Source organism: Streptococcus mitis (assembly GCF_009496155.1).
GTDB classification, from domain to species: domain Bacteria; phylum Bacillota; class Bacilli; order Lactobacillales; family Streptococcaceae; genus Streptococcus; species Streptococcus mitis_BQ.
The window spans coordinates 1-22,536 of record NZ_WIJP01000018.1; the positions used below are offsets into that span (position 1 = coordinate 1).

Annotated in this window: 16 protein-coding genes; 3 read left to right on the plus strand and 13 right to left on the minus strand. The window is 40.7% G+C overall.

Going from position 1 to position 22,536, the window contains the following annotated elements:
• The 4 genes from GEZ84_RS09525 to rexB all read right to left on the minus strand — a co-directional run.
• The coding region (locus GEZ84_RS09525) for a YSIRK-type signal peptide-containing protein (protein ID WP_153224360.1) at positions 1–1,185 on the minus strand (1,185 nt) is incomplete at its 3' end.
• 243 nt (positions 1,186–1,428) lie between these two features.
• Positions 1,429–2,607: a hypothetical protein gene (locus tag GEZ84_RS09530; protein ID WP_153224361.1), complete on the minus strand. Its 1,179-nt coding sequence runs from the start codon at positions 2,605–2,607 to the stop codon at positions 1,429–1,431.
• Positions 2,608–2,624: 17 nt separating this feature from the next.
• Positions 2,625–6,275, minus strand: coding sequence for a helicase-exonuclease AddAB subunit AddA (addA, locus tag GEZ84_RS09535; protein WP_153224362.1), 3,651 nt, complete (start codon positions 6,273–6,275; stop codon positions 2,625–2,627).
• The gene (rexB, locus tag GEZ84_RS09540) at positions 6,272–9,547 is read right to left on the minus strand and encodes an ATP-dependent nuclease subunit B (RefSeq protein ID WP_153224363.1); all 3,276 of its coding nucleotides are present in this window, start codon (positions 9,545–9,547) and stop codon (positions 6,272–6,274) included. Before rexB ends, addA begins: the two co-directional genes overlap by 4 nt.
• 117 nt (positions 9,548–9,664) lie before the next feature.
• Between rexB and GEZ84_RS09545 the strand changes: the two genes are divergently transcribed.
• The 3 genes from GEZ84_RS09545 to GEZ84_RS09555 all read left to right on the plus strand — a co-directional run bounded on the left by GEZ84_RS09545 (position 9,665) and on the right by GEZ84_RS09555 (position 12,287).
• Complete coding sequence (locus GEZ84_RS09545; protein ID WP_049552003.1) at positions 9,665–10,474, plus strand: Cof-type HAD-IIB family hydrolase; 810 nt, start codon at positions 9,665–9,667, stop codon at positions 10,472–10,474.
• Between the two features lie 141 nt (positions 10,475–10,615).
• Entirely contained in the window at positions 10,616–11,524 is a 909-nt protein-coding gene (locus GEZ84_RS09550; RefSeq protein ID WP_049552004.1) for an ATP-binding cassette domain-containing protein, read from the plus strand.
• A 10-nt stretch (positions 11,525–11,534) separates the two neighbouring features.
• Entirely contained in the window at positions 11,535–12,287 is a 753-nt protein-coding gene (locus GEZ84_RS09555) for an ABC transporter permease (RefSeq protein ID WP_049552005.1), read from the plus strand.
• Between the two features lie 39 nt (positions 12,288–12,326).
• Here GEZ84_RS09555 and GEZ84_RS09560 read toward each other — a convergent pair whose 3' ends face one another.
• The 9 genes from GEZ84_RS09560 to GEZ84_RS09600 form a co-directional block, all read right to left on the minus strand.
• Positions 12,327–13,205 (minus strand): sensor histidine kinase, encoded by an 879-nt coding sequence (locus GEZ84_RS09560; protein ID WP_049552006.1) that lies wholly within the window; start codon positions 13,203–13,205, stop codon positions 12,327–12,329.
• Complete coding sequence (locus GEZ84_RS09565) at positions 13,205–13,903, minus strand: response regulator transcription factor (RefSeq protein WP_153224364.1); 699 nt, start codon at positions 13,901–13,903, stop codon at positions 13,205–13,207. Before GEZ84_RS09565 ends, GEZ84_RS09560 begins: the two co-directional genes overlap by 1 nt.
• Positions 13,904–14,080: 177 nt before the next feature.
• On the minus strand, positions 14,081–14,956 hold the full coding sequence (gene aguB / locus GEZ84_RS09570; RefSeq protein WP_153224365.1) for an N-carbamoylputrescine amidase: 876 nt from the start codon (positions 14,954–14,956) through the stop codon (positions 14,081–14,083).
• Positions 14,957–14,965: 9 nt separating this feature from the next.
• Positions 14,966–16,051 carry an agmatine deiminase gene (gene aguA / locus GEZ84_RS09575; protein WP_153224366.1) on the minus strand — a complete coding sequence of 362 codons (1,086 nt, stop codon included), beginning with the start codon at positions 16,049–16,051 and terminating at the stop codon, positions 14,966–14,968.
• Complete coding sequence (gene nspC, locus GEZ84_RS09580) at positions 16,048–17,175, minus strand: carboxynorspermidine decarboxylase (RefSeq protein WP_153224367.1); 1,128 nt, start codon at positions 17,173–17,175, stop codon at positions 16,048–16,050. Before nspC ends, aguA begins: the two co-directional genes overlap by 4 nt.
• Positions 17,175–18,434: a saccharopine dehydrogenase family protein gene (locus tag GEZ84_RS09585; RefSeq protein ID WP_153224368.1), complete on the minus strand. Its 1,260-nt coding sequence runs from the start codon at positions 18,432–18,434 to the stop codon at positions 17,175–17,177. Before GEZ84_RS09585 ends, nspC begins: the two co-directional genes overlap by 1 nt.
• The gene (speE, locus tag GEZ84_RS09590) at positions 18,431–19,291 is read right to left on the minus strand and encodes a polyamine aminopropyltransferase (protein ID WP_000366713.1); all 861 of its coding nucleotides are present in this window, start codon (positions 19,289–19,291) and stop codon (positions 18,431–18,433) included. The genes GEZ84_RS09585 and speE overlap by 4 nt, the downstream gene beginning before the upstream one ends.
• Complete coding sequence (locus GEZ84_RS09595; RefSeq protein WP_153224369.1) at positions 19,292–20,752, minus strand: aminotransferase class I/II-fold pyridoxal phosphate-dependent enzyme; 1,461 nt, start codon at positions 20,750–20,752, stop codon at positions 19,292–19,294.
• An 819-nt stretch (positions 20,753–21,571) separates the two neighbouring features.
• Entirely contained in the window at positions 21,572–22,351 is a 780-nt protein-coding gene (locus tag GEZ84_RS09600) for a hypothetical protein (protein ID WP_153224370.1), read from the minus strand.
• Between the last annotated feature and the right edge of the window lie 185 nt (positions 22,352–22,536).

Here is a 22,536-nt window from a genome sequence, read left to right on the forward strand (position 1 = left end):
GTTGGTTACTACAGCTTCTGGTAAAGCTGGTTGAACTTCAGGCTCACCTTTTTCAGTAACAACAGCTTCAGGTAATGCTGGTTGAACTTCGGCTTCACCTTTTTCCGTGACTAAAGCTTCTGGTAACTCTGGCTGAATTGCAGACTCGCCTTTATCGGTTACAACTGATTCAGGTAACGTAGGTTGAACTGCTGGTTTGTCTTTATCGCTTACAACTGCTTTTGGCAATGCAGGTTGGACTTCGGGTTCGCCTTTGTCAGTAACGACTGCTTCTGGTAAATCTGACTGGACTGCAGGCTCGCCTTTTTCAGTAACAACAGCTGCGGGTAATTCAGGTTGGACTTCTGGTGTGCCTTTGTTGGTTACTACAGCTTCTGGTAAAGCTGGTTGAACTTCAGGTTCACCTTTATCTGTTACGACTGTTTCCGGCAACGCTACTTGAACTTCTGTCGGCTTAGTTGAAGAGACAGGTGTTTGTTCCTGAATAGCTTGTCCTGTTGATGGATTCTCTACAAAATTCGGTGTAACATTATAATCCACCTTTTGTTGAGTTTTGGGAGTAGCTACTGATTTCTCTTGATCGCTTACTTTAGATTCAGAAGTTATGTTCCCCTCTTTGATATATCCAATATAAGTGTAACCTGAAATGTCTTTAGGAAGAGGTAATTTTTCTCCTGAGGTTAATTCATAGTCAGTATTGTAATTCAGTAAGAGATTATTTTCTAAAGCATGAGCTGAAACTAAGACACCATTTCCTATTCCTGCAACCAATACTAAATGTAATACTGTTTTATTCTTAACTTTTTTCTTTGAAACGGCAAAAATTAAAATTCCCAGAGCAGCTAAGCTAGCACCAGCAACCAAGGTTTGCATATCATTCTTGCTTCCAGTATTTGGCAATTCTCCCAGTTGATTTTGAGAATTTAATTTATAAACAAGATAATAAGTTTCATCATCATTCTCCGTGTATGCCGGAATATCATAGACAAGCTGCTTCTTGTCTTCTGATGATAACTCTGACTCTGTCACATATTTATAGTGAACACCTTTAGTCTCTTGAGCTTCTACAGATGAACTACCTAATACAGACATAAAAAATAAACTTGAAATCGTCGCAGATACAAGTCCTACTGATAATTTTCTAAATGAAAAACGCTGCTGTTTTTCACCAAAATACTTTTCCATGATTCCTCCTTGAAATAAAATTTATATTTATGTTACGAAGACCTTTAATATATTAGTGTATTATCTATAAAAAAGGCATCACACTTTAATTATACTCTTAATTTACAAAAAAGTCTTAAAATTAAGTTGCGCTTTCATACTTTGTTTTATATATAAAATACGAAGGATCAGTGGTTGCCATTTCCTATTTTCTCTTTTGGAATAAAATTACACCTACCATGGCACTTCCACGGTAGGTGTTACTTATATCAATAATCGTTCTAAAAATGGTTTGAGGCAGTTGAGGAGAATCCCATCTATCCAACTTTCCTGTGCTGAGGAGAGATGATCTGCCTGGAGGCTTTCTTTTAGAAAATCTCGAACTTGTTCTGGTGCGATTTCAAACTCAAAGGCTTTCATTTTATAGAAAAAGTCGATCAGATGATCTGACAGATATTCAGTTGAAAAGGGCACTTCTCCACTTTTTCGATATTCTAATAAGAGCCGAGCAAATCTGGATTTTTCTTCAGGAAGCTCACGAAAATAGGAATTGAGAAGCCAGGTCTGCTTCTGCTTTCTTTCAATTGGATCCTGACTGGCAATTCGTTGGTCTTTTTCCAGCTCTTTTTGGTATTGTTTGGCCTTGATAGCCCGTTCTGTTCGATTTTTACCAAAAAGTATTTTCTCCCACTTACGTTCTTCTTGAGTCAGGGTTTCTGTAAATCCAAAGTAATCTTGATAAGCACGCTCTGCTGGTCCCATGGCTAGAACTAGATTGTCTGCATATTGCTTGGCGATTTTATCCCTCTTCTTGCGCTCTTTCTCTGCCTGAATACGGAGTTCCTGTTCGTAGTCAATTTTCTCCTTACCTAGCTTGACAAGGTAGAGTTGGTCATCTGGTTTTCCAAGTAGAAAGGGTTTGATACATTTTTCTAGGACTTCTTCCATCCGAGCCTTTTTCTTTGGCTCTGCCTTGGTCCAACTTCCTCCTTGAAAGACTTCTAGGAAGAGCTGGTAGTCTCTTTCAGGTGTGAACTGATTGCCACGATTAGGTTTAAAAACACCTTTTTCCCAGAGCCATTTGAGAAGACGCTCGTCAAAGTCACTTTTGTTAACCTTGATTTTTTCCTTTTTCTGGGCTTTTCTAGTTAGGTTTTCAACCTTTCTGAGCAGTTTTTCTTCCTCTTCCAATTGCTGGTCAAGGGTCAATCGATGAAAATGCCGAACACAATCGCTACCGATTGGAAAGAGGCGTTGGCCAGTGACACCGTTAAAGAGTTCGTAAGCGTATTTGATGGCATTTCCACAGACACAATTGCTACGGCCAATACCATTAAAAATCAAGGAAACTTCATTCCATTCCTTGGTAGCTTGTTTCCAATTATCAGCTTTTGAAGCCTGTAACACGGCGTCGTGCAGGGATTTTCTAACTGGAAGTGTCATGAGGTCTCCTTTCTAGATTATACTTTTACAACTTGAACCTCTTCTTTACCTAGTAAAATTAAGTATTTTTCAATATTTGCAATCGAATAGGCTCGAGATAAAGCCTCTTCGTATAGGGATAATTGACCACGATAGCGATCTATGAGTTGACTTGGTTTATCATAGCGGTCTGTCTTATAGTCAAACAGAACGATTTTATCCTCGTAAAGTAGATAGCCATCAAGGATACCACGGACAACGAAATCTTCCTGACTCTTTGGATCTCGTTTGAGCATGGAGAAAGGTTGCTCGCGATAGAGATGGTCGGTATTGGCAAGAATTTCCTGACCGAGTGCTGTGTCAAAGAAAGCTAGAATTTTAGCAAGATTAATCTTGTCTCTGACAGCTGGGCTGGTTTGAACTTGTTTGAGAGTTTCTGTCAGGCTAGCAAGCGTTGGTCGGTGACTTAGGTCAATTCTCTGCATGAGTTCGTGGGTAGCACTACCAATCTCAGCTCCTGTTACCTTTTCTTTGGTTGAAAAATCTGGCAAATCAAAGCTGATTTTCTTGTCTACTGACTGGGCTCGACTAGCAATCTCTACACCTTCCATATCCATAACGGGTTCGTAGAATTTCTTGATTTGGCTTGGGGTTTGAACACTAGGAAGTTCAATGGCTGCGCGGTGAAGAGTATTATAAACTTCTACCTCTTTTAGCATTTCAAGAGCTTCCTTAATGGTTTCTGACTGGCGATTGTCTGCTTGAGAGTTATCTTGGAGAGGGCCCTTGTTTTCTAATTCTCCGATGGCTTCTCTCGTCAGCTGATCTTCACCAACAAAACGATAGCTAAAGCTGAGATTATCCTTGGTAAACACTTTACTGATAGCCCAAAGCCAATCTTGGAAATTCTTGGCTTGGAGTCTAGTGTTGCTATTTAGTTTTCCATTTTTAGCTGCAGGATATTCCTTAGCTTCAAGCTTTTCACGAGAACCTTTACCGACAAGATAAAGCTTTTTCTCAGCCCTCGTCATGGCAACATACAGTAGACGCATTTGCTCAGAATAGCTTGCCAGCTGTAATTCTTCTTCGTTCTGTCTATAGGTCAGACTAGGAATGGAGAGTTTGACGGTTTTAGGATAGTGATCTTCCACTGCTCCTGTCTCCATCTTGGCAATATATTTGACACCAAGACCATTCTGACGACTGAGAATGACCTCTGACATAGAATCTTGCTTATTGAAATCTTGATCCATATTGAGAATGAAGACGTAAGGAAACTCTAGCCCTTTACTCTTGTGAATGGTCATGAGTTCCACTGCATCTTTTGGCGGTGCGACAGCCACGCTTGCCAAATCGTGCTGGGCTTCTAAGAGTTGGTTAATCATACCAATAAAACGTGACAAGCCTTTGAAGTTGCTCTTTTCAAACTGGTCAGCTCGCAGAGCTAGGGCATAGAGATTGGCCTGTCTAGCAGGTCCATTTGGCAAAGCTCCAACATAATCGTAGTAAAAACGGTCATTGTAAATCCTCCAAATCAAGTCATAGAGGGAGTGCGTTTTGGCATACAGACGCCAAGAATCCAAGATATTCATGAATTGATTTAGTTTTTCAGCTAGAGCTGTGTGAATCAAGCCTTTTTGCCTGCTAGCCAGTTTTTGTGCATTGACCAGTTTCTCATAGAGATTCTCTTGAACTTTGTCCTCATCTTTCTGAAGAGATAAACGTGCTAACTCGTCCTCGTCAAATCCAAACATTGGAGACTTCATAAGAGCAACCAAGGCATAGTCTTGCATGGGATTGTGAATGACACGAAGTGTATCCAACATGACTTGTACTTCTAAGGATTGGAGATAATTGTTTTGCTCACCGTCAGTTTTGACAGGAATTCCGTACTCAGACAGAGCGAGGAGAATCTGGTCATTACGACTGCGACTGGAAGTCAAAAGGGCAATTTCTTTAAAGGCAACACCTTTCTCCTGATGAAGTTTCAGAATCTCCTTGATAACTAAGCGCATTTCGCCTGTTAGTTTCGTTTCTGCCTGCCCCTCTTCTTCCTCACCTGTGTCGTTCTTATCGTAGAGGAGAAATTCTGCCTTGTTGTCTGGATTGGGAGTCAGTTTGGTATTGGCAAAAACAAGCTGGTGCATGTTATCATAGTTGATTTCTCCGATTTCTTGGTCCATAAGACGTTCAAAAACATCATTGGTTGCTGACAGCACTTCTGAACTACTACGGAAATTTTCTTTGAGGAGAATCAGCTTGCCTTCTTGAGGATTTTGTGCATAGCGTTGGAATTTCTCATTGAAAATCTGCGGATCTGCCTGACGGAAACGATAGATAGATTGCTTGATATCCCCCACCATAAAGCGATTGTGGCCATTAGAAAGTAATTCCAGCATCCGTTCTTGAATATGGTTGGTATCCTGATACTCATCGACCATGACTTCATGGAAGCGCTCCTGATAAGCCTCACGAACTTGCAGGAATTTCTCTAAAATCTCAATGGTGTAATGGCTGATATCAGCGAATTCAAAGGCATTTTCCTGGCGTTTACGCTGACGATAAGCTTCCACAAAATCACTCATAAATGTTTGGAAAGTCTTAGCTAGTTCCCAGGTCTCTCCATGATACCGTTCTTGATAGTCGAGAATGGTTATCTGGTCTGCTAGTTGTCCTAGTTTAGCAAACTGGGTCTTTCTCTCTTCGTTGTAGGCATCGGCCAGTGGCTTCAAATCAGCCTTACGACTGGCATTGGTCAGAGCTCGGCCGTTTTTCTCTTTCGAAATTGCGACAACACGCGCAAGCACCGCTTGATAAGCCTGACTATCGGACTCCTGATTTAAGGAGCCAATTTCATCCAGAATCAACTGGACATTTTCTAAATAGGCAGCCTTTGCAAACTCCTTAGCATCATTATCCAGATGATAACGGAAAAAGCTTTCCAAATCCCAAAGGGCTTGTTTGATTTGCTCAGTTAGTTTTCCTTTTTCATTCGTAAAATCAGCTTTCTCAAAGCCTTTTAAGAAAGATTCACTCAGCCATTTCTGAGGATTACTGGTGGATTGGAGAAAGTCATAGATTTTATAGACCTGCTGACGCAGACCACGTTCATCCTTGCCACGCCCAGCAAAGTTTTTCAGCAAATGACTAAAGATCTCTTTCTGTTTGCCTTGGTAATGGGCTTCAAATACCTCATGAAAGACTTTGTTTTTTAGAAGGAGTTGCTCGCTTTGGTTTTGTAAAATACGGAAATTAGGTGCAATATCAATCAGATAGCCATGTTTACCAAGGAATTTTTGTGTGAAAGAGTCCATGGTTCCGATGGCAGCGTTGGGTAGGTCTGCCAACTGACGACCCAAGTGTTGTTTGAGCTCGACATCATCCGTTTCTTGGATTTGTTGGCTGATTTTTTTCTCCAAACGTTCCTTAAGTTCGGTCGCAGCTTTGACGGTAAAGGTTGAGATAAAGAGTTGAGAAATTTCGACACCACGCGTCAATTGGTCCAGAATACGCTCGGCCATGACAAAGGTTTTACCAGAACCAGCCGATGCTGAAACTAGGATATTCTGACCAGAAGTGTAGATGGCTTCAATTTGTTCGGCAGTTTTCTTTTGTTCCTTGTTCGAATTTGCTTCTGCTTCTTGCAATTTTTGAATTTCCTTCTCGATTAAAAAGGGAATAGGCTTCATCGATTCAACTCCTCTCTTATTTTTTCAAACCAAGCTTGCTTGAGTTTTTCTCCGACCAGACGTTTACCATCAGCTAAATCCAATTTTTCTAGGAAACGGGCTTGCCCCAAGTGGTAATTGGCTTCAAAGCCAGTAATGGCTTGATGTTGCTGAACATACGGTGCAATACTTCTGCCATTTTCAGTATAAGGGTTAATGGCGAACTGGCCTGCTAAAATCTTCTCAGCTGCTTTCTTGTAAAGATGGGCATTGTAGTCCAGTAGGAGCTGGAATTCCTCATCTGTCAGCTGATTAGCCTTGTTTTTATTGTAAAACTCGCCCAAATGACTACTTTCTTTTTCTAAAAAGAGGCCTTGGTATTTCATTGACTTGCTAGCTTCTACTACTGCACCTGCCAGACTTTTAACGGCCGTCAAAGATTGGACAGACTCAGCCATTTCCAAGTACATAGCGCCGAAAAAGTTCTCCTCCCCTTCTCTTTTTAAGGCAGCTAGATAAGTTGGCAACTGGGAATTAAGCCCATTAAAGAAATGAGGAAATTGGAACTGAGTCAGACTGGATTTGTAGTCTACCACTCCTATCGCCCCATCAGCTTTCAATCGGTCAATCCGGTCAACCTTACCTCGTACAAATACACTGCGACCATTGTCCAATTGAATAAAGGCTTGCTCTTTTCCTCCAAAATTTGCTTCCTCTTTGATGGTTTCGATGGCTGGATTGTGTCGGAGAATATGTCCAGTCGTCCGTGCAACATCAAGCAAAACTTCCTTGGTAAACTGTGCTTCCAAACTTTCTCGATAAATAGCTTCAAATTCCCGTTCTTGACTGGTTTCTTGGATAGCTTGTTCCAAACGTTGGTCAAAGGAATCTTCGTCAGGTAACTGTAAGGCCCGTTCAAAAATACGGTGCAAGAAATTCCCATGACTACGAGCATCCGGACGCAGACGCAATTCTTCCTGCAAGCCTAAAACATAACGGAGGAAATAACTGTATTGGTTCCGGTAAAACTCCGTCAAACCAGAGGTAGACAGGTAAAACTCCTGATCAGCAGGATAGAGCGCTTGTAAGGTGTCCTTAGCCAACTGCTTACTGCTTGGACTGGTTGGGAGGGCAGGATTTTCCAAACCTTGCTGGTCTAGTTTTTTACCCATCACACGCGCCAGAACCTTGACAAAGGTCAAATCTTGCTCAGTATCACTTGTCTCGCCCTGCTGGTGATAGGCAACCAGACTGGACAAAAGACTGTGATATGAGCCCATATCTTCCTTAGACAGCCCTTTGTGATTCATCCTCTTCTCTTTCCGACTAAATCCAAAATGGACTAGCTCTTGAAGATAGGCAGATTCCTTGCTTTCACTTTCGTTAAAAAGGCTTGGAGCTGACAAGACCAACTGCTTGCGAGCAGAATTGACCAAGGAAAGCATAGTGTAGCGATTTTTCTTGAGGTTCTCACTGCTGGCAATCAGCAATTGCGCCCCCTCTTCAGTCGTTTGGTTTAAATTTTGTCTTTCTTCGTCTGTCAAAAGGCTAATATTTTGCGCAATTTTTGGTAAATTGTCCTGAGTCAGCCCAATGGCATAGACAAAGTCAGCAGTCAGTGGTGCAATCAAATCGTAACTCTGCACCAGAACGGTGTCCACTGTCGCTGGAATGGTACGGTATTGAGATAGGCTCATTCCAGAATGGAGCAAGGCTAGGAAGTCCTCTAGACTAACTTGTGAACCAGCAAAAACAGTTGCAAATTGTTCTAAAACATGACAGAAAGCCTTCCAAACTTCGGCTTGTCTTTCCTGCTCTAGAGCTTCCATAGTGGCTGTTAAGTCTTGCAACTGCTTGGTCACAGCTCCCTCTTTTAGAAAGCTATTCCACTTTTGCAAGAGATTTTCAGCTTTCTGTTTTCGACTGGCAAAGAGAGTTTCAAGAGGGGTTAAAATACGCAGACGAAGGGCATTCAAACGTTCCAAATCAAATTTTCCATGGTGGGAGTTGGTGAAGGTTCGCTGAAAGGCTGGCAAGCCATTGATACCAAGATAGCGGAGATATTGCTCAAAAGTATCGATATCAGCCTGACTAAGGTCGGTATAGAGACCTGTTCTAAGAAGGTTAATCAAATCCTCCTGACGGAAACGATAGCGTTTTAAAGCCAAAATAGACTCAACAAACTGAGTTAAAGGGTGGTGCGCCATGGACTCGCTTCTACCAAGATAGAAAGGAATCTGATACTGGTCAAAAATCGTTTTTAGAGATAATTGATAAGACGCTACATCCCCCAAAAGAATACGGAAATGCTTGTAGCTCAGGTCTGAGTTCTCATGCAATTTCTGACGGATGCTACGGGCTACCAACTCTAACTCTTCTTTTTGCGTCAAGCAAGACCAGATTTGTAAGTTTTCACGGTCTTTCTCATCGACATCCAAAGCGAGTTCTGAAAAGTCATAAGAAGACTCCAACAAACGAGATGCCTTGTCAAAACTATCCATCTGCTCATGAGTTTGAGAACAATCCAGAGCAGGAGTTTGATATTTAGCAGCTAAATGATGGAGAAACTCTACACTAGCTTGGTAGAGATTACCCTCAGCGAATGGACTGGTATAAGCTTTCTTACTAGCATAAGCCCCAATGACAATCTCAACACCCTTGCCATGAAGTAAGTCCACAATCCGCTCTTCCTCAGCAGAAAAACGGGTAAATCCATCAATAACCAAGGCGATTTGAGTAAAATCACTACTTACCTTGTCATTCTCAATAGCTTCAATCAAATGGGATAACTGACTTCCTTGAGACAACTGACCCTGATTGAGATAAGCCGTTACTTTCTCAAAAATCAAGAGCAAGTCTGCTCGCTTGTCCTCATCTGCCAAACTCTCCAAGTCTAAAAAGCTCATCTGAGCAGTCGTCATCTCGTGATACAGTTCAATCAACTGCTGAATAAATTGAGGATCCTGCTTAATCGCACCATAAACACGCAAGTCCTTGGGGTCAAGTTCCGCAAGGCATTTATAAAAGGCCATCCCAAGACCGATATCATCAAGACTGGTCTTGGCAGGCAGGTCATTCAAGACCAGATAACGAGCCATTTGAGCAAAGCGCGTAACGGTAATCGCAAAAGAAGCCTGCTGGGACAAGCATTCCAGCACGGCGCGTTCCTTTTCAAAAGAAAGAGAGTTGGGAGCGATGTAGAAGACCCGCTTGCCAGCAGCAACTAACTCCTCCGCCTCTCTTGTTAGAATTTCAGTCAAAGAAGTCCGAATATCAGTATAAAGTAATTTCATTTCTGCCTCGTTGGAATTTTTCATTACCTTTTATTATACCATGATTAGCCCGAAGATTCCTCCTCCTTTCCTCTAAAATATGCTATAATAATACCAAAAGATAAAGAAGGAAAACCTATGATTAAACTACTAGCCTTGGATATGGACGGAACCCTCCTCAATGAAGCCAAGGAAATCCCACAAGCTCATATTACTGCTATTCACCAAGCTATTGAAAAAGGTGTCAAACTAGTTCTCTGTACGGGTCGCCCGCTTTTTGGCGTCCTCCCCTACTATCAAAAACTGGGTCTTGATCTCCAGAATGAGTATGTGATTGTTAACAACGGTTGCTCAACTCACCAGACAAGTGATTGGAGTCTGGTTGATTGGCAAGAACTGAGTCCAGCTGATATCGAATATCTCTATGACCTAGCTGAAAAAAGTGATGTTCAGTTGACTCTTTTTGATGAGGAACATTATTTTGTCCTCGGTGGCAAGCCCAATCAAGTTATCCAAAATGATGCTAAACTAGTCTTTTCAGACCTGACTGAAATTTCCCTTGAGGAAGCGACCAGTGGCAAGTATCGTATGTTCCAAGGTATGTTTTTGGGAACAAAAGAACAAACAGACGATTTTGAGCAGAGTTTTGCTGAGGAACTCTGCCAACGATTTAGTGGAGTTCGTTCGCAGCCAGTCATTTATGAAGCTATGCCACTTGGAACGACAAAGGCTACTGCTCTTTCACGACTATCTGAGATTTTGAAGATTGATTCCTCAGAAATTATGGCCATGGGCGATGCTAATAACGATATCGAAATGCTCCAGTTTGCAGGGCTTGGGATTGCAATGGGAAATGCCAGCGATTATGTCAAATCCCTAGCTGATGCCGTTACAGCAAGCAACGAAGAAGACGGCGTTGCGCGTGCCATTGAGAAATATATTTTATAATCAAGAAGCCCAGTTCGTGTCAACTGGGTTTTGATATTTAAGAATTCCTAAAACTTTAGAAACTCTTTAGAAATCCTTGAGCTTTCTTTGATTTCTATACTTTATACTAAAGTTAACAAAATAAATCAAAAGGAGAGAATCATGAAAACAGTACTCGACATTCATGGATTGTCCAAAAACTTTAACAAACAAGCTATTCTTCAGGATCTTCATCTAACGATAAGAGAGGGAGATATTTATGGTCTAATTGGAAAAAATGGAGCAGGTAAAACTACTCTTATCAAAATAATTACACAACTACTCTTTGCGGATAAAGGAACTGTTTCCCTCTTTTCTAGTAAATCGGAAAATGAGTGGACCAAGGCCCTATCTCGAGTAGGTTCTGTTATCGAATCACCTGTAGCTCATAATCACTTAACAGCCTATCAAAATCTGAAATATTACTGTATGATTCGGCATATTCCAAATGCTGATCAAGTCATTCGAGAAACACTGGACTATGTAGGTTTGTCAGATACAGGTAAAAAAGTCTTTCGTGATTTCTCGCTAGGAATGAAACAAAGACTTGGTATCGCCATTGCCCTTCTATCCAAACCAGACTTCCTGATCTTAGATGAACCTATCAACGGTCTCGACCCAATCGGTATTAAAGAATTTCGACTCATGATTCAACGGCTCAACCAAGAAAAAGGAATAACCATTCTCATCTCTAGCCATATCTTGTCAGAACTCTATCTCGTAGCTAATCGTTTTGGTATTTTAGATCAAGGCAAGATTATTCGTGAAATCAGCAAAGCTGAATTTGAAACACTAAGTGAGGATTATATTGTGCTTAAGACAGCTGACCAAGAGAAAGCTTGTCAAGTATTGAAAGAACAAATCCAGCTCCAGTTCAAGGTTGTTAATCCAGAAAATGAAATCCATATCTTTGGAAATGAACAAGATGTCAAACAGATTCTCAAGGAATTAACTTTGGCAGATGTTGCCATTGACGAGATTTACTATGCCCGTCAAAACCTAGAAGAATACTTCACTCAATTGGTCGAATAGGAGGAAAATCATGATACATACCATTCAAGCAGACTTTTACCGTCTTTTCCGCTCCAAAGGATTCTGGATTACAGAATTCATTCTCTTTACTCTCATGCTAATGGGCGCAAGTATTGGAGCTACTGGCCATCTGATGGCAATCCAGACAGAAGAGCCAAAAATTCCAACCCATGGTTGGGACGGTGTACAAGCCCTGATTAACGCATCTAGTCAAGGTTCAAACCTCGTTTTTCTCTGTATTATTATAACTTGTCTAGTTCTCGGTGTTGATTTAATCGGAAAGCTCTATAAAAATAGTTTGACAGTAGGGGTTTCTCGTACAGAGTTTTTCCTCGCCAAAGCCTTTGTAGTGGCTTGTATTGCACTTTTGCAACTTATCATCAGCCTTGTGATTGCCTTTATTCCAGCAACTATCTTAAATGGATTTGGAACTATGCCTGATGGCTTTATTGGCAATCTATTGACAACCATTTTCCTTCAATTTCTTTGCCTTCTTGCTTGGCTTTCCATTGTTTCCTTCATTCTCTATGTGAGTCATTCTTATCTTGCGGTATTTATTGGTTATTTGGTCAGCTCTATCTTACTTTCTATGCCAATGCTCATCTTCCCAAGTATCAAAATTTTGCCATATTTATCATTGCAGTTTTTCTATGCTATGACTGCTAATAGCGAATCCATTTTCTATACACTTATAGTTACCTTAGCTGTTATTGTAATCTTTAATCTAAGTGGACTGGCAGTTTTCAAAAAGAAAAGTCTATAAAAAAAGACCTCCTCTAGCCTACAGAGGAGGTTTATTTCGTTAAAAGCAAATACAAACCGACAACCACTGTCCATCTGTGCTTAGTTTCATCTCTGCACCGAGAAGATGACATAATTCCTTAGTGATATAAAGTCCTAAACCAGAGGATTCTTCCGTGTCTGATAGATTTTCAGAATAAAAACGGTTGCTGAGATTTTCTATTTTTTTGATGGGCTGTTTAACAAGGTTTGCAATCTCTAAGACAAGCTGTTCCTGTTCCTTTCTCAAAGATAGCCGCGCTTCTTCCTTGCCATGTTTGAGGACATTCCCAAGCAGATTTTGTAAAATTCGATCCAGCAAGTCTTCATCAGTCCTCATTTTCAGACCAGCTTCAACCTTAAAATCAAGGGTGATATTTGTCGCCTGAAAAACATCATAATAAGCCAGAGTCTTCTTGGTGATAAAAGCTGAAAGATCAACTTCTTCCATTTTCGGTTTGACAGCCCCTTCCATCAAACGACGATATTCTAGAAGAGCCTCCAAACGTTTAGAAACTAAATCAAGATGCTGGGCGATTTTTTGTAAGGTTTCTGCTTGCTTTTCAGGAGACTTTATCAATTGTTGGGTGTAGCCTGAAGCGATAGTCAGAGGCGTCCGGATATCATGGGCGATATTGCTGATGGCCATATCCAGAGTCTGTTTTTCCCTTTTCATAACCAATCGAGATTGTTCCACTTCCTGAAATAGATTCTCAATCTGCTGGTAGAGATGTAAAAAATGTTTGGAAAAAATGCTGACTCCGACTCTTTTCATACTACCCGTGAGAATCTTATCTTCAATCTGTTGACTCAAGTTTTTAAGTGCTAGATGGTAGCGAATCAATGCAATCGATAAAATAATTAGGAGTACCAATAGGATAAAGATTATCATGTAGGTCATTACTTGTCTCCTTTTAATCTTACCCCAACTCCCCAAATGGTTTCAATATATTCTTGATTTGGGTCAAGCTGATTTAATTTTTTACGAAGGTTACTCAAATGCGTATTGAGGGTATTATCTCCAGGTAGGTAGCTATCCTCCCAGACCAATTCATAAAGTTCTTCCTTGGTAAAAATTTTCTTTGGATGTTTGAGGAGAGTTTGGAGAATCAAGCATTCTTTCTTGGCAAGGCGAATCGTTTCCTGGCTATTTTTGATTTCAAAACTTTCTGCATCAAACTGGATATTTTTCAAGTTTTGTGGCAGATGTTCAGTTTTTCCTATCTCCATAGGCTGTTTTTCTGTACTTTGGCGTAACTGAACAGTAACTCTAGCAAAGACTTCGTCCAAATCAAAAGGCTTCACTATGTAATCATTGGCACCGTCTAAGAGGTATTGACTGATTAACTTCTTATCGCTCAAAGCCGTTAGCATAATGACTGGAGTTTGACTTTGTTCCCTGATGGCTTTTAAAACCTGATCCCCATTTTTCCCAGGAAGCATGATATCTAGCAAAACGAGGTCAATCCCACCTTGGTCAAAACGCATGATTCCTTCTGTACCAGAAAAGGCTTGAATCACCTCATGCTCCTCAGTAAGAAGTGTTCGTAAAATCTCTTGAATGTCACTATTGTCTTCAATAACCAATATCCTAGCCATAAATACCAACCTTTCTGCAACTATTATAGCATGTTTTATTGATAAAAAGCTCCTCGCATAAAAGCGCGAGAAAGCCTTAGAGGATTAAAATATAAAATCTACTTGTTAGATAACATAGTATTTTTTGTTGCTAATAAGAAGTTAGTCTAGCAGAATGAATATCCCATTTCTCCCCTACTAGTCCGTAATCCGTTGATACATTTCTGGTCTTCTATCTCGAAATAGACCCCAGTTTAGGCGTTCATTTGCTCCCTTATCAAGGTCATAAGTAGCTAACAGAACAGCTTCAGCTTGTCTTTCAGCTTGCTCTAGAATAGCTCCTGTTTCATCCGTCATAAAGGAGGAACCGTAGAAGTCAAGACTAGAACTTTGTCCCCCATTTTCCTCACTAGGAGTGACTTCCTCCAAACCATAGCGATTTGCTGCGATGACTGGAACAATATTTGCTGCTGCGTGTCCTTGCATGGTACGTTGCCAATGACCACAACTATCTGTATCCAAAATCGGCTCTGAACCGATGGCTGTAGGATAAAAGAGCAATTCAGCACCATTTAACGCAAGACAGCGCGCTGTTTCAGGGAACCATTGATCCCAACAGATACCGATCCCAATCTTAGCATAGCGAGTATCCCAGACCTTGAAACCAGTGTTACCAGGCGTGAAATAAAATTTTTCTTGATAATAATGATCATCTGGTATGTGAGTTTTTCGATAAACGCCCAGCACTTCCCCATCTGCATCAATGACGGCAATAGAGTTATACAAGACATTGCCATCTTTTTCATAGAAACTGATCGGTAAAACAACTTGTAGTTCCTTAGCAATCACCTTAAAATGCTGAATGGCAGTATTTTCTGCTACAGATTGGGCATGCTGGTAGTAGTCATACTGACGTTCCTGACAAAAGTATGGACGTTCAAACAACTCTGGTAAAAGAATAATTTGTGCACCTTGTTCTGCAGCCTGACGTACTAAACGCTCTGCTGTTTGAATATTTGTTGCCACATCCTTGGCACATTGCATCTGAATGGCTGAAACTTTTACATTTCTCATCTTTTTCTCCTATTCTGGAATTTGTTGGGTGATACAGTGGATATTGCCACCACCTAAGAGAATATCTCTGGCTGGTATTCCGACAACTTTACGGTCTGGGAAACATTTACTTAGAATCTCCAAGGCTACTTGGTCGTTTACATCCTCAAACTGTGGAACTAAGACAGACTTGTTGGCAATATAAAAGTTTACGTAGGAAGCTGCTAGTCGTTCACCAGCGTAGCGTTCTTCTTCACCTTCTTCGTAGGAATAACCAGGAAGATCTTCTTCTGTCACAACTTGTCGAACTGCAGGGATAGGCAATTTATGAATGGTAAACTTCCGTCCTTTTGCATCTGTTTCCTGTTCTAAGAGCTCTAAATCAGCTACAGACATGGCATACTGAGGATCACTTTCGTCGTCCGTCCAAGCCAAGACAAGCTCAGCAGGACCAACAAAGGCAGCAACATTGTCAACGTGTTCATTGGTTTCGTCCTGATAAATACCATAAGGAAGCCAAATAACTTTTTCAGCTCCAAGGCACTCTAATAAGGTATTCTCAATTTCCTCTTTAGTCAGATGAGGATTACGACCCAGACTGAGCAAACAACTTTCCGTCACGAGAATGGTTCCTTGACCATCGCTATGTATCGCTCCGCCTTCTAGGACAAAAGGTTTGGCATCGAAAACAGGCATTTCCAAGGACTCGGCAAAAAGACTGGCTACTTGGTCATCATCTTCATAATCTTGATAAAGACCATCAACAGCACCACCCCAAGCATTGAAAGACCAGTCAACGGCTAGCTTTTCTCTTTTGTCATTCACAAGAATGGTTGGTCCAGTATCTCGAGCCCAGGCATCATTGGTAGGAATATCTAGATAAACAACGCTATCTCCAAGGTAGTCTTGGGCTTCAGCTAAGTAGTCTTGGCCCACCAAAAGATAGACTCTTTCCCCCTCTACTATAGTCTTGATAATCTGGCTAAATGCTTTTTTAGCAGCTTTACCTTGAAAAGGCCATGATCCTGGTCTTGTAGGCCAGATCATCAAGGTTCCGTGATGGGGTTCATACTCTGCTGGCATACGATAGCCTAATTTTTTTGGATTGTCCATCATGATAATCTCCCTTTAAAGTCTTGATAGCCGAAGGCTTTGACTAAGCTGCAGTCTCCCTGTTCATCCATGAGATAGAGACTTGGCAATCCAATACCATTAAAAGTATTATTTTTGACAAAAGAATAAATGGCCATGTCTTCGAAATAAAGTCTGTCTCCGATTTGGACTGGATTTTCAAAGCTATAATCACCAATCACATCGCCCGTCAGACAGGTATTGGAAGAAAGTCTGTAGGTATGAGCTTTTTCCTGTGCCTCAAAGCCATTTCTCAAAGGTGGACGATAGGGCATCTCAAGTACATCAGGCATATGGCAGGTCGCAGAGGCGTCTAAAACCAAGATTTCCATACCGTTTTCTACAATATCCAAAACCTCTGTTGCCAAATAGCCAGCATTAAGAGCAATGGCTTCACCCGGTTCGATATAAACTTCAAGATTATAAGTTTCTCGGATACGCTTGAGCTCAGAAATCAGCAAATCCACATCATAGTCCTCTCTTGTGATGTGATGTCCGCCCCCCATATTGAGCCATTTGACCTGATGCAAATAGGCTCCAAATTGCTCTTCTACTGCTTTCAAAGTTGTCTCTAAATCATCTGCTCCCTGCTCGCAAAGGGTATGGAAATGAAGGCCATCAACCAAGTCCAGCAAATCACCAGGAATCTTGTCTAGAGTAACTCCGAAACGGGAACCAGGTGCACAAGGGTCATAGAGCGCGTGATCTCCTTGAGTTGAACACTGAGGGTTAAGTCGCAAACCCACGCTTACACCAGCATCCCGACAACGGGCCCCATGTTTACGCAACTGTCTGTCTGAGTTAAAGACGATATGGTCCGTTATCTCAAGCAATTCCTCCAAGTCCGCATCCTTGAAAGCAGGTGCAAAAATATGGACTTCACCAGGAAATTCTTCCCTTGCCAATTTGGCCTCATAGAGTCCACTAGCTGTCGTACCAGATAGATACTGGCTAATCAAGGGATAGGTTTTGTAGAGGGAATAAGCCTTCTGGGCAAGCAAAACCTTGCAACCAGCTTCTTCTTGTACATATTGTAGAATGCGGCAATTGGCTTCTAACTTTGCTAAGTCAACAACATAGGCTGGTGTTGGTACTTGTTCTAACTTCATCAGTCCACCATTTGTGGATTTTCAACCACAACCCAAGGTAAACCATACTCATTCAAAGCTTCCATGAATGGATCTGGATCCAATTCTTCAAGGTTATACACTCCAGCTTGTTTCCAAGTACCGTTCATGACTAATTTTGTCCCAATCATGGCTGGAACGCCTGTCGTGTAAGAAATTGCTTGTGAACCAACTTCTGCGTAACATTCCTGATGGTCGCAAACATTGTAGATGTAGATGGTTTTTTCAACGCCATCTTTGACACCTGTAAAGATACAACCGATATTGGTTTTACCAACCGTGCGTGGACCAAGGCTGGCTGGATCTGGAAGCAAGGCTTTCAAAAATTGAATCGGAACGATGTCTTGTCCATTGAAGTTAATGGTATCCGTACGAAGGAGTCCAACATTTTCAAGACATTTCATGTGGGTTAGATAAGATTGACCAAAGGTCATAAAGAAGCGAATCCGTTTGACTCCAGGAATGTTTTTGGCCAATGATTCAATTTCTTCATGGTGAAGGAGATACATGTCTTTTTGTCCAACTTGAGGGAAATCATACTCACGCTTGATAGACATAGCTTTGACTTCGACCCATTTTCCATCTTCCCAGTAAGAACCTGGTGCTGAAACCTCACGGAGATTGATTTCTGGATTAAAGTTGGTTGCAAATGGATAACCGTGGTCACCACCATTACAGTCTAAAATGTCGATATAGTGGATTTCATCAAAATAATGTTTGAGAGCATAGGCTGAGAAAACACTGGTCACACCTGGGTCAAAACCAGAACCAAGCAGAGCGGTCAAGCCAGCTTCTTTGAATTTTTCCTGATAAGCCCATTGCCATGAGTAGTCAAAGTAGGCTGTAAAACCAAGTTCCTTACAACGTTTCTCATAAATAGCACGCCATTCAGGGTCTTCTGTATCCTCAGCCTCGTAGTTAGCTGTGTCGATATAGTGAACACCTGTTGCCAAACAAGCGTCCATAATTGTTAAATCTTGATATGGTAGAGCTACATTCAAAACAGCTTCTGGTTTGTAGCTTTCAATCAGGGCAATCACTTCTTCAACCTTGTCAGCATCAAGAGCAGCTGTCTCAATCTTTGTACTTGTTTTGCCTTCTAATTTAGCCTTCAAGTCATCGCATTTTGACTTGGTACGGCTAGCAATCATAATCTCTGTAAAGGTTTCGCTATCTTGACAAATCTTTGAAATTGCAACTTGGGCAACGCCTCCACATCCAATAACTAATAAACGACTCATTTTTTTCCTTCCTCTTCTTCTAAAATGTCCTCAACATACTTGGGCAACATAAAGGCTCCCACGTGTAAATTTGCAGTGTAGTATTCTGTGAAAAGCTGGCGTTTTTTCCAGCCTTCCTTGTCAAAATCTTTGACAGGGTGGTATTTTTTCGATGCAAATCCAAACAACCAATAGCCAGCTGGACTGGTTGGGATGTGGGCTTGGTAGACCCGACTAATTGGAAAGGCTTGATTAACCTTACGGTGCATGCTTCGGCAAGCCGACTCATCTTCGTCAAAGAAAGGACTACCATGCTGGTATATCATGATACCGTCCTCTTTCAAGGCTCTGTAACTATTTCCGTAAAATTCCTTGGTAAAGAGCCCTTCCGTATGTCCAAATGGATCTGTCGCATCGTTGATAATGATATCGTAATCATCTTCGCAGTTTCGCAAAAAGCGTAGCCCATTTTGATAGTAAATGGTAACACGAGGATCATCTAACCCTGCAGCAAAATCTGGGAAATACTCACGACAGACTTCAACCAACATCTCATCTGGTTCCACAATATCGATTTGTTCCAGCTCAGGATAGAGGGTTAATACTTGGGCAACACCGCCGTCACCACCCCCTATTACCAAGACTTTCTTGGGATTTGGGTGCACAGCCATGGGAACATGAACGGTCATTTCATTGTAGACAAAATCATCTGCATCTGAGAACAAGACGTGCCCATTTAAAATCAAAATCTTTCCAAAAGCTGGCGTATCCAAGACTTCGATATCCTGCCATTCACTTTTACCAGCGTAGAGTTGCTTGGCTGTTCTCAGGGACAATTTGACATCTGGAGTATGAACTTCAGAAAACCATAAATCCATCTAGTTCTCCTTTCTCTTAATGACGTTGATGTGATTGACCTCTGGATCTTCCGTCCCTTGGAGGGAGCAACCACGTTCCTTAGCAAATTGGATATAGTCTACAATTTCACGTGTAATGCGTTCACCAGGAGCCAAGATAGGAATCCCTGGAGGATAGCACATGACAAATTCCCCACAGACCTGTCCAACAGATTTGTCCAAGGTTAAACTTTTTCTCTCTGAATAGAAAGCTTCTTGTGGAGACAGCACTAACTCGGGCTGAATATATTCTCCTGCTATCAAGTCTTTCCCATCTCGTGAATAGAGTCTCTTGATATCAGCAAGAGCACCAACCAAGCGCTCGATGTCTTGGATGCGGTCACCAATCGAAATATAAGCCAAGATATTGCCAATATCACCAAACTCAATCTGAATGTCGTATTCATCTCGCAAGAGGTCATAAACCTCAATACCTGTTAAGCCTATTCCCTGAGTGTAAACTGACAGCTTGGTTACATCAAAATCACAGACCGAAACACCGTCTATTAACTCTTTTGAGTAGGCGTAATAACCGCCAATAGCATTGATTTCACGGCGAGCATACTCGGATAGCTCAATGACTTTCTCAAACGACTCTTTACCACGAAGGGCCAAGTTGCGACGTGAAATATCCAAACTAGCCATCAGCAAATAAGAGGCGGATGTAGACTGGGTCAGGTTGATGATTTGACGAACGTACTCAGGATTCATCTGCTCCCCGATTAAAAGAAGGGAACTTTGTGTCAAACTCCCACCAGACTTATGCATTGAAACTGCTGCCATATCAGCCCCTGCATCCATAGCAGAAATTGGAAGTTTATCAGTGAAATGCAAATGCGCTCCATGGGCTTCATCTACTAAAACCATCATGCCAGCTTCATGAGCCATTTCTGTCAAACCCTTTAGGTCTGAACAGATTCCGTAGTAAGTGGGATTATTAATCAAAATGGCCTTGGCATCTGGATGATCCTTTATGGCCTGTGCTACTCGTTCATTTTCAAGACCTAAAGCGATACCAATCTTAGAATCCACACTCATCTCGATATAGATGGGAATAGCACCACATAGAACCAGCGCATTGATGGCAGATTTATGGACATTTCTCGGAAGAATAATCTTATCTCCAGTCTTACAAGTTGACAGAATCATAGTCTGTACCGATGAAGTTGTTCCACCAATCATGAGAAAGGCATGGGCAGCTCCAAATGCATCCGCAGCTAATTCTTCTGCATCCCTGATAATAGAGATGGGATGACCTAAATTGTCCAAGGGTTTCATGGAGTTGACGTCAATGCCTACACATTTTTCACCTAGCAGTTCGACAAGTTCTGGATTTCCCCGTCCACGCTTGTGACCTGGAACATCAAAGGGAACAATCCGTTTCTTGCGTAACTTCACCAAGGCTTCATATATTGGGGCTTGGTTTTGATCTAACTCTTTCAAGACATGCTCCTTTATCGTATTTGTAGCGCCTCAAGAAGATGAAGGCGACTAAAGGTTGACTTATGAAAAAAGAGCAGGTTTTCACCTGCTCTGCAATCTTCTGACGTTTTTATGTTTGTTTCTTTTGAGTATGTCTGTTCCCGATGTTTCCTAACTCTCTAGTAGCAAATATTACGTACTTTATTGATCGTTTCACAAGATGACGTGTGCTTTCACCACACTAAAAATTTATGAATTAGGACAAGTGTCCTAACATCAACTTATAAAAGTAGGCTTTTAACCCTATCAATAATGTGGCTTTTCAACCACGCTTCGGCATTCAACCCTGCCTGTCCGTAGGCATTTTTTAATCGGGTTTATATTTGCTAGAAAACATCATCTCATTTTCTAAGCTCCATTACTATATCATGTTTTTAAGAACTTGTAAAGCGTTTTACGAAAAAAACATAAAAAAGTTCGCAAAATATTTGGATTCTATTTGATTTAATACTAATTATTCTCTTGTAAACGATTATAAAGTGAACAAAATGATTATCCTATTTAATTTTAAATTTTTTATGCCATTCTATGCTCTTTACATTCGATGTTTGTTCTACTAGAGAAAATGACGATACTTTTACATTATTAAAATCGTGCAACTTTTTTCAGATACTTTTAAAAGATTGATTTCATTACCTCTTTCCTTTATGCTGGATAAAAAGGAGAATAGTATGTCAGAAACCCACTACAGTTGACAAAGAGCCGATTTTTTGTCTATAATCTATAATTTTAATATGTTTAAGATATGTAACTCATATAAAAGGCTATAGAAATATATAGTTATTCAACCACTTTAAATAAGAGCGATTGTTTATTAGATAGTTCCAATTTTGGAAAACCATTAGAAAAATCTAGCTTGCCGACGGCGACAAAATGATAAATTTGGTTTTCATCAATACTATCTTCCGTAGCACCTCTATAAATTTGTGTTTTTTTCTTCCACTCTCTATTTTTATTTTCACAAAAGATATCTAAAAAACAATAGAAGTATGACTCTCCTGCCTCATTAGTTTTTTCAATCCTTCGAACCTTTAATTTCACTTCACCATAAAACAAATAAAGGTCTCCCGCAATCTCTTCACCAAGCCATGTACTCAATTTTTTGCGTCTGAGTGACCTTCGGATTTGTTGACCATTCTTCTCCTTCTTTAGAAGCAATGGATTATCAACTTCTACATTGTTCGTTGCTTGGGTGGTAATCTCCCTATTAACTAGGGGATCCCGTAGCAACAATCGCATCATAGAGGCCATTTTATCCTGTATTTGTCCATCCGTCAATGACTCATAATACTCCTTAGAAAATTGAATAGAACTATATTCATGAATGTAGGAGCAATACGGTAAATGTCTCGAACTAGATTTCCTTCTCAAAAATGCTCTTTTTTTAGAAGTTTTATGCACATAACTTAGCTCTGCAGATCTACACTCTGGACAAAACATAGTGCCCTCATAATTACCTAACTTACCATCATGACTTTCCACAAAATCAGCTATATCATCCAAGGTTGCAATATCATGTATTAAAGTGCAGTAACATTCATCAAAAGATTTCTTGAGCATTATTTGCCTCCTTCATTCTTACTCAATTGATTTGAAACGTCAATTACAAATACATACTAACAATTTTGTACATTTTAACGATTAACAATTACATTAACATTATACTACATTTTTAAAATTCATAAATTACACGACTAAGCAATAAAATTTCAATTTTTCTAAAACAAGCTTATTCCAAGACTTTC

Bases quoted from the DNA above. Each gene is read 5' to 3' on its own strand.
- GEZ84_RS09530 (WP_153224361.1), bottom strand. From the start codon at position 2,607: ATGACACTTCCAGTTAGAAAATCCCTGCACGACGCCGTGTTACAGGCT.
- addA (WP_153224362.1), bottom strand. From the start codon at position 6,275: ATGAAGCCTATTCCCTTTTTAATCGAGAAGGAAATTCAAAAATTGCAA.
- rexB (WP_153224363.1), bottom strand. From the start codon at position 9,547: ATGAAATTACTTTATACTGATATTCGGACTTCTTTGACTGAAATTCTA.
- GEZ84_RS09545 (WP_049552003.1), top strand. From the start codon at position 9,665: ATGATTAAACTACTAGCCTTGGATATGGACGGAACCCTCCTCAATGAA.
- GEZ84_RS09550 (WP_049552004.1), top strand. From the start codon at position 10,616: ATGAAAACAGTACTCGACATTCATGGATTGTCCAAAAACTTTAACAAA.
- GEZ84_RS09555 (WP_049552005.1), top strand. From the start codon at position 11,535: ATGATACATACCATTCAAGCAGACTTTTACCGTCTTTTCCGCTCCAAA.
- GEZ84_RS09560 (WP_049552006.1), bottom strand. From the start codon at position 13,205: ATGACCTACATGATAATCTTTATCCTATTGGTACTCCTAATTATTTTA.
- GEZ84_RS09565 (WP_153224364.1), bottom strand. From the start codon at position 13,903: ATGGCTAGGATATTGGTTATTGAAGACAATAGTGACATTCAAGAGATT.
- aguB (WP_153224365.1), bottom strand. From the start codon at position 14,956: ATGAGAAATGTAAAAGTTTCAGCCATTCAGATGCAATGTGCCAAGGAT.
- aguA (WP_153224366.1), bottom strand. From the start codon at position 16,051: ATGATGGACAATCCAAAAAAATTAGGCTATCGTATGCCAGCAGAGTAT.
- nspC (WP_153224367.1), bottom strand. From the start codon at position 17,175: ATGAAGTTAGAACAAGTACCAACACCAGCCTATGTTGTTGACTTAGCA.
- GEZ84_RS09585 (WP_153224368.1), bottom strand. From the start codon at position 18,434: ATGAGTCGTTTATTAGTTATTGGATGTGGAGGCGTTGCCCAAGTTGCA.
- speE (WP_000366713.1), bottom strand. From the start codon at position 19,291: ATGGATTTATGGTTTTCTGAAGTTCATACTCCAGATGTCAAATTGTCC.
- GEZ84_RS09600 (WP_153224370.1), bottom strand. From the start codon at position 22,351: ATGCTCAAGAAATCTTTTGATGAATGTTACTGCACTTTAATACATGAT.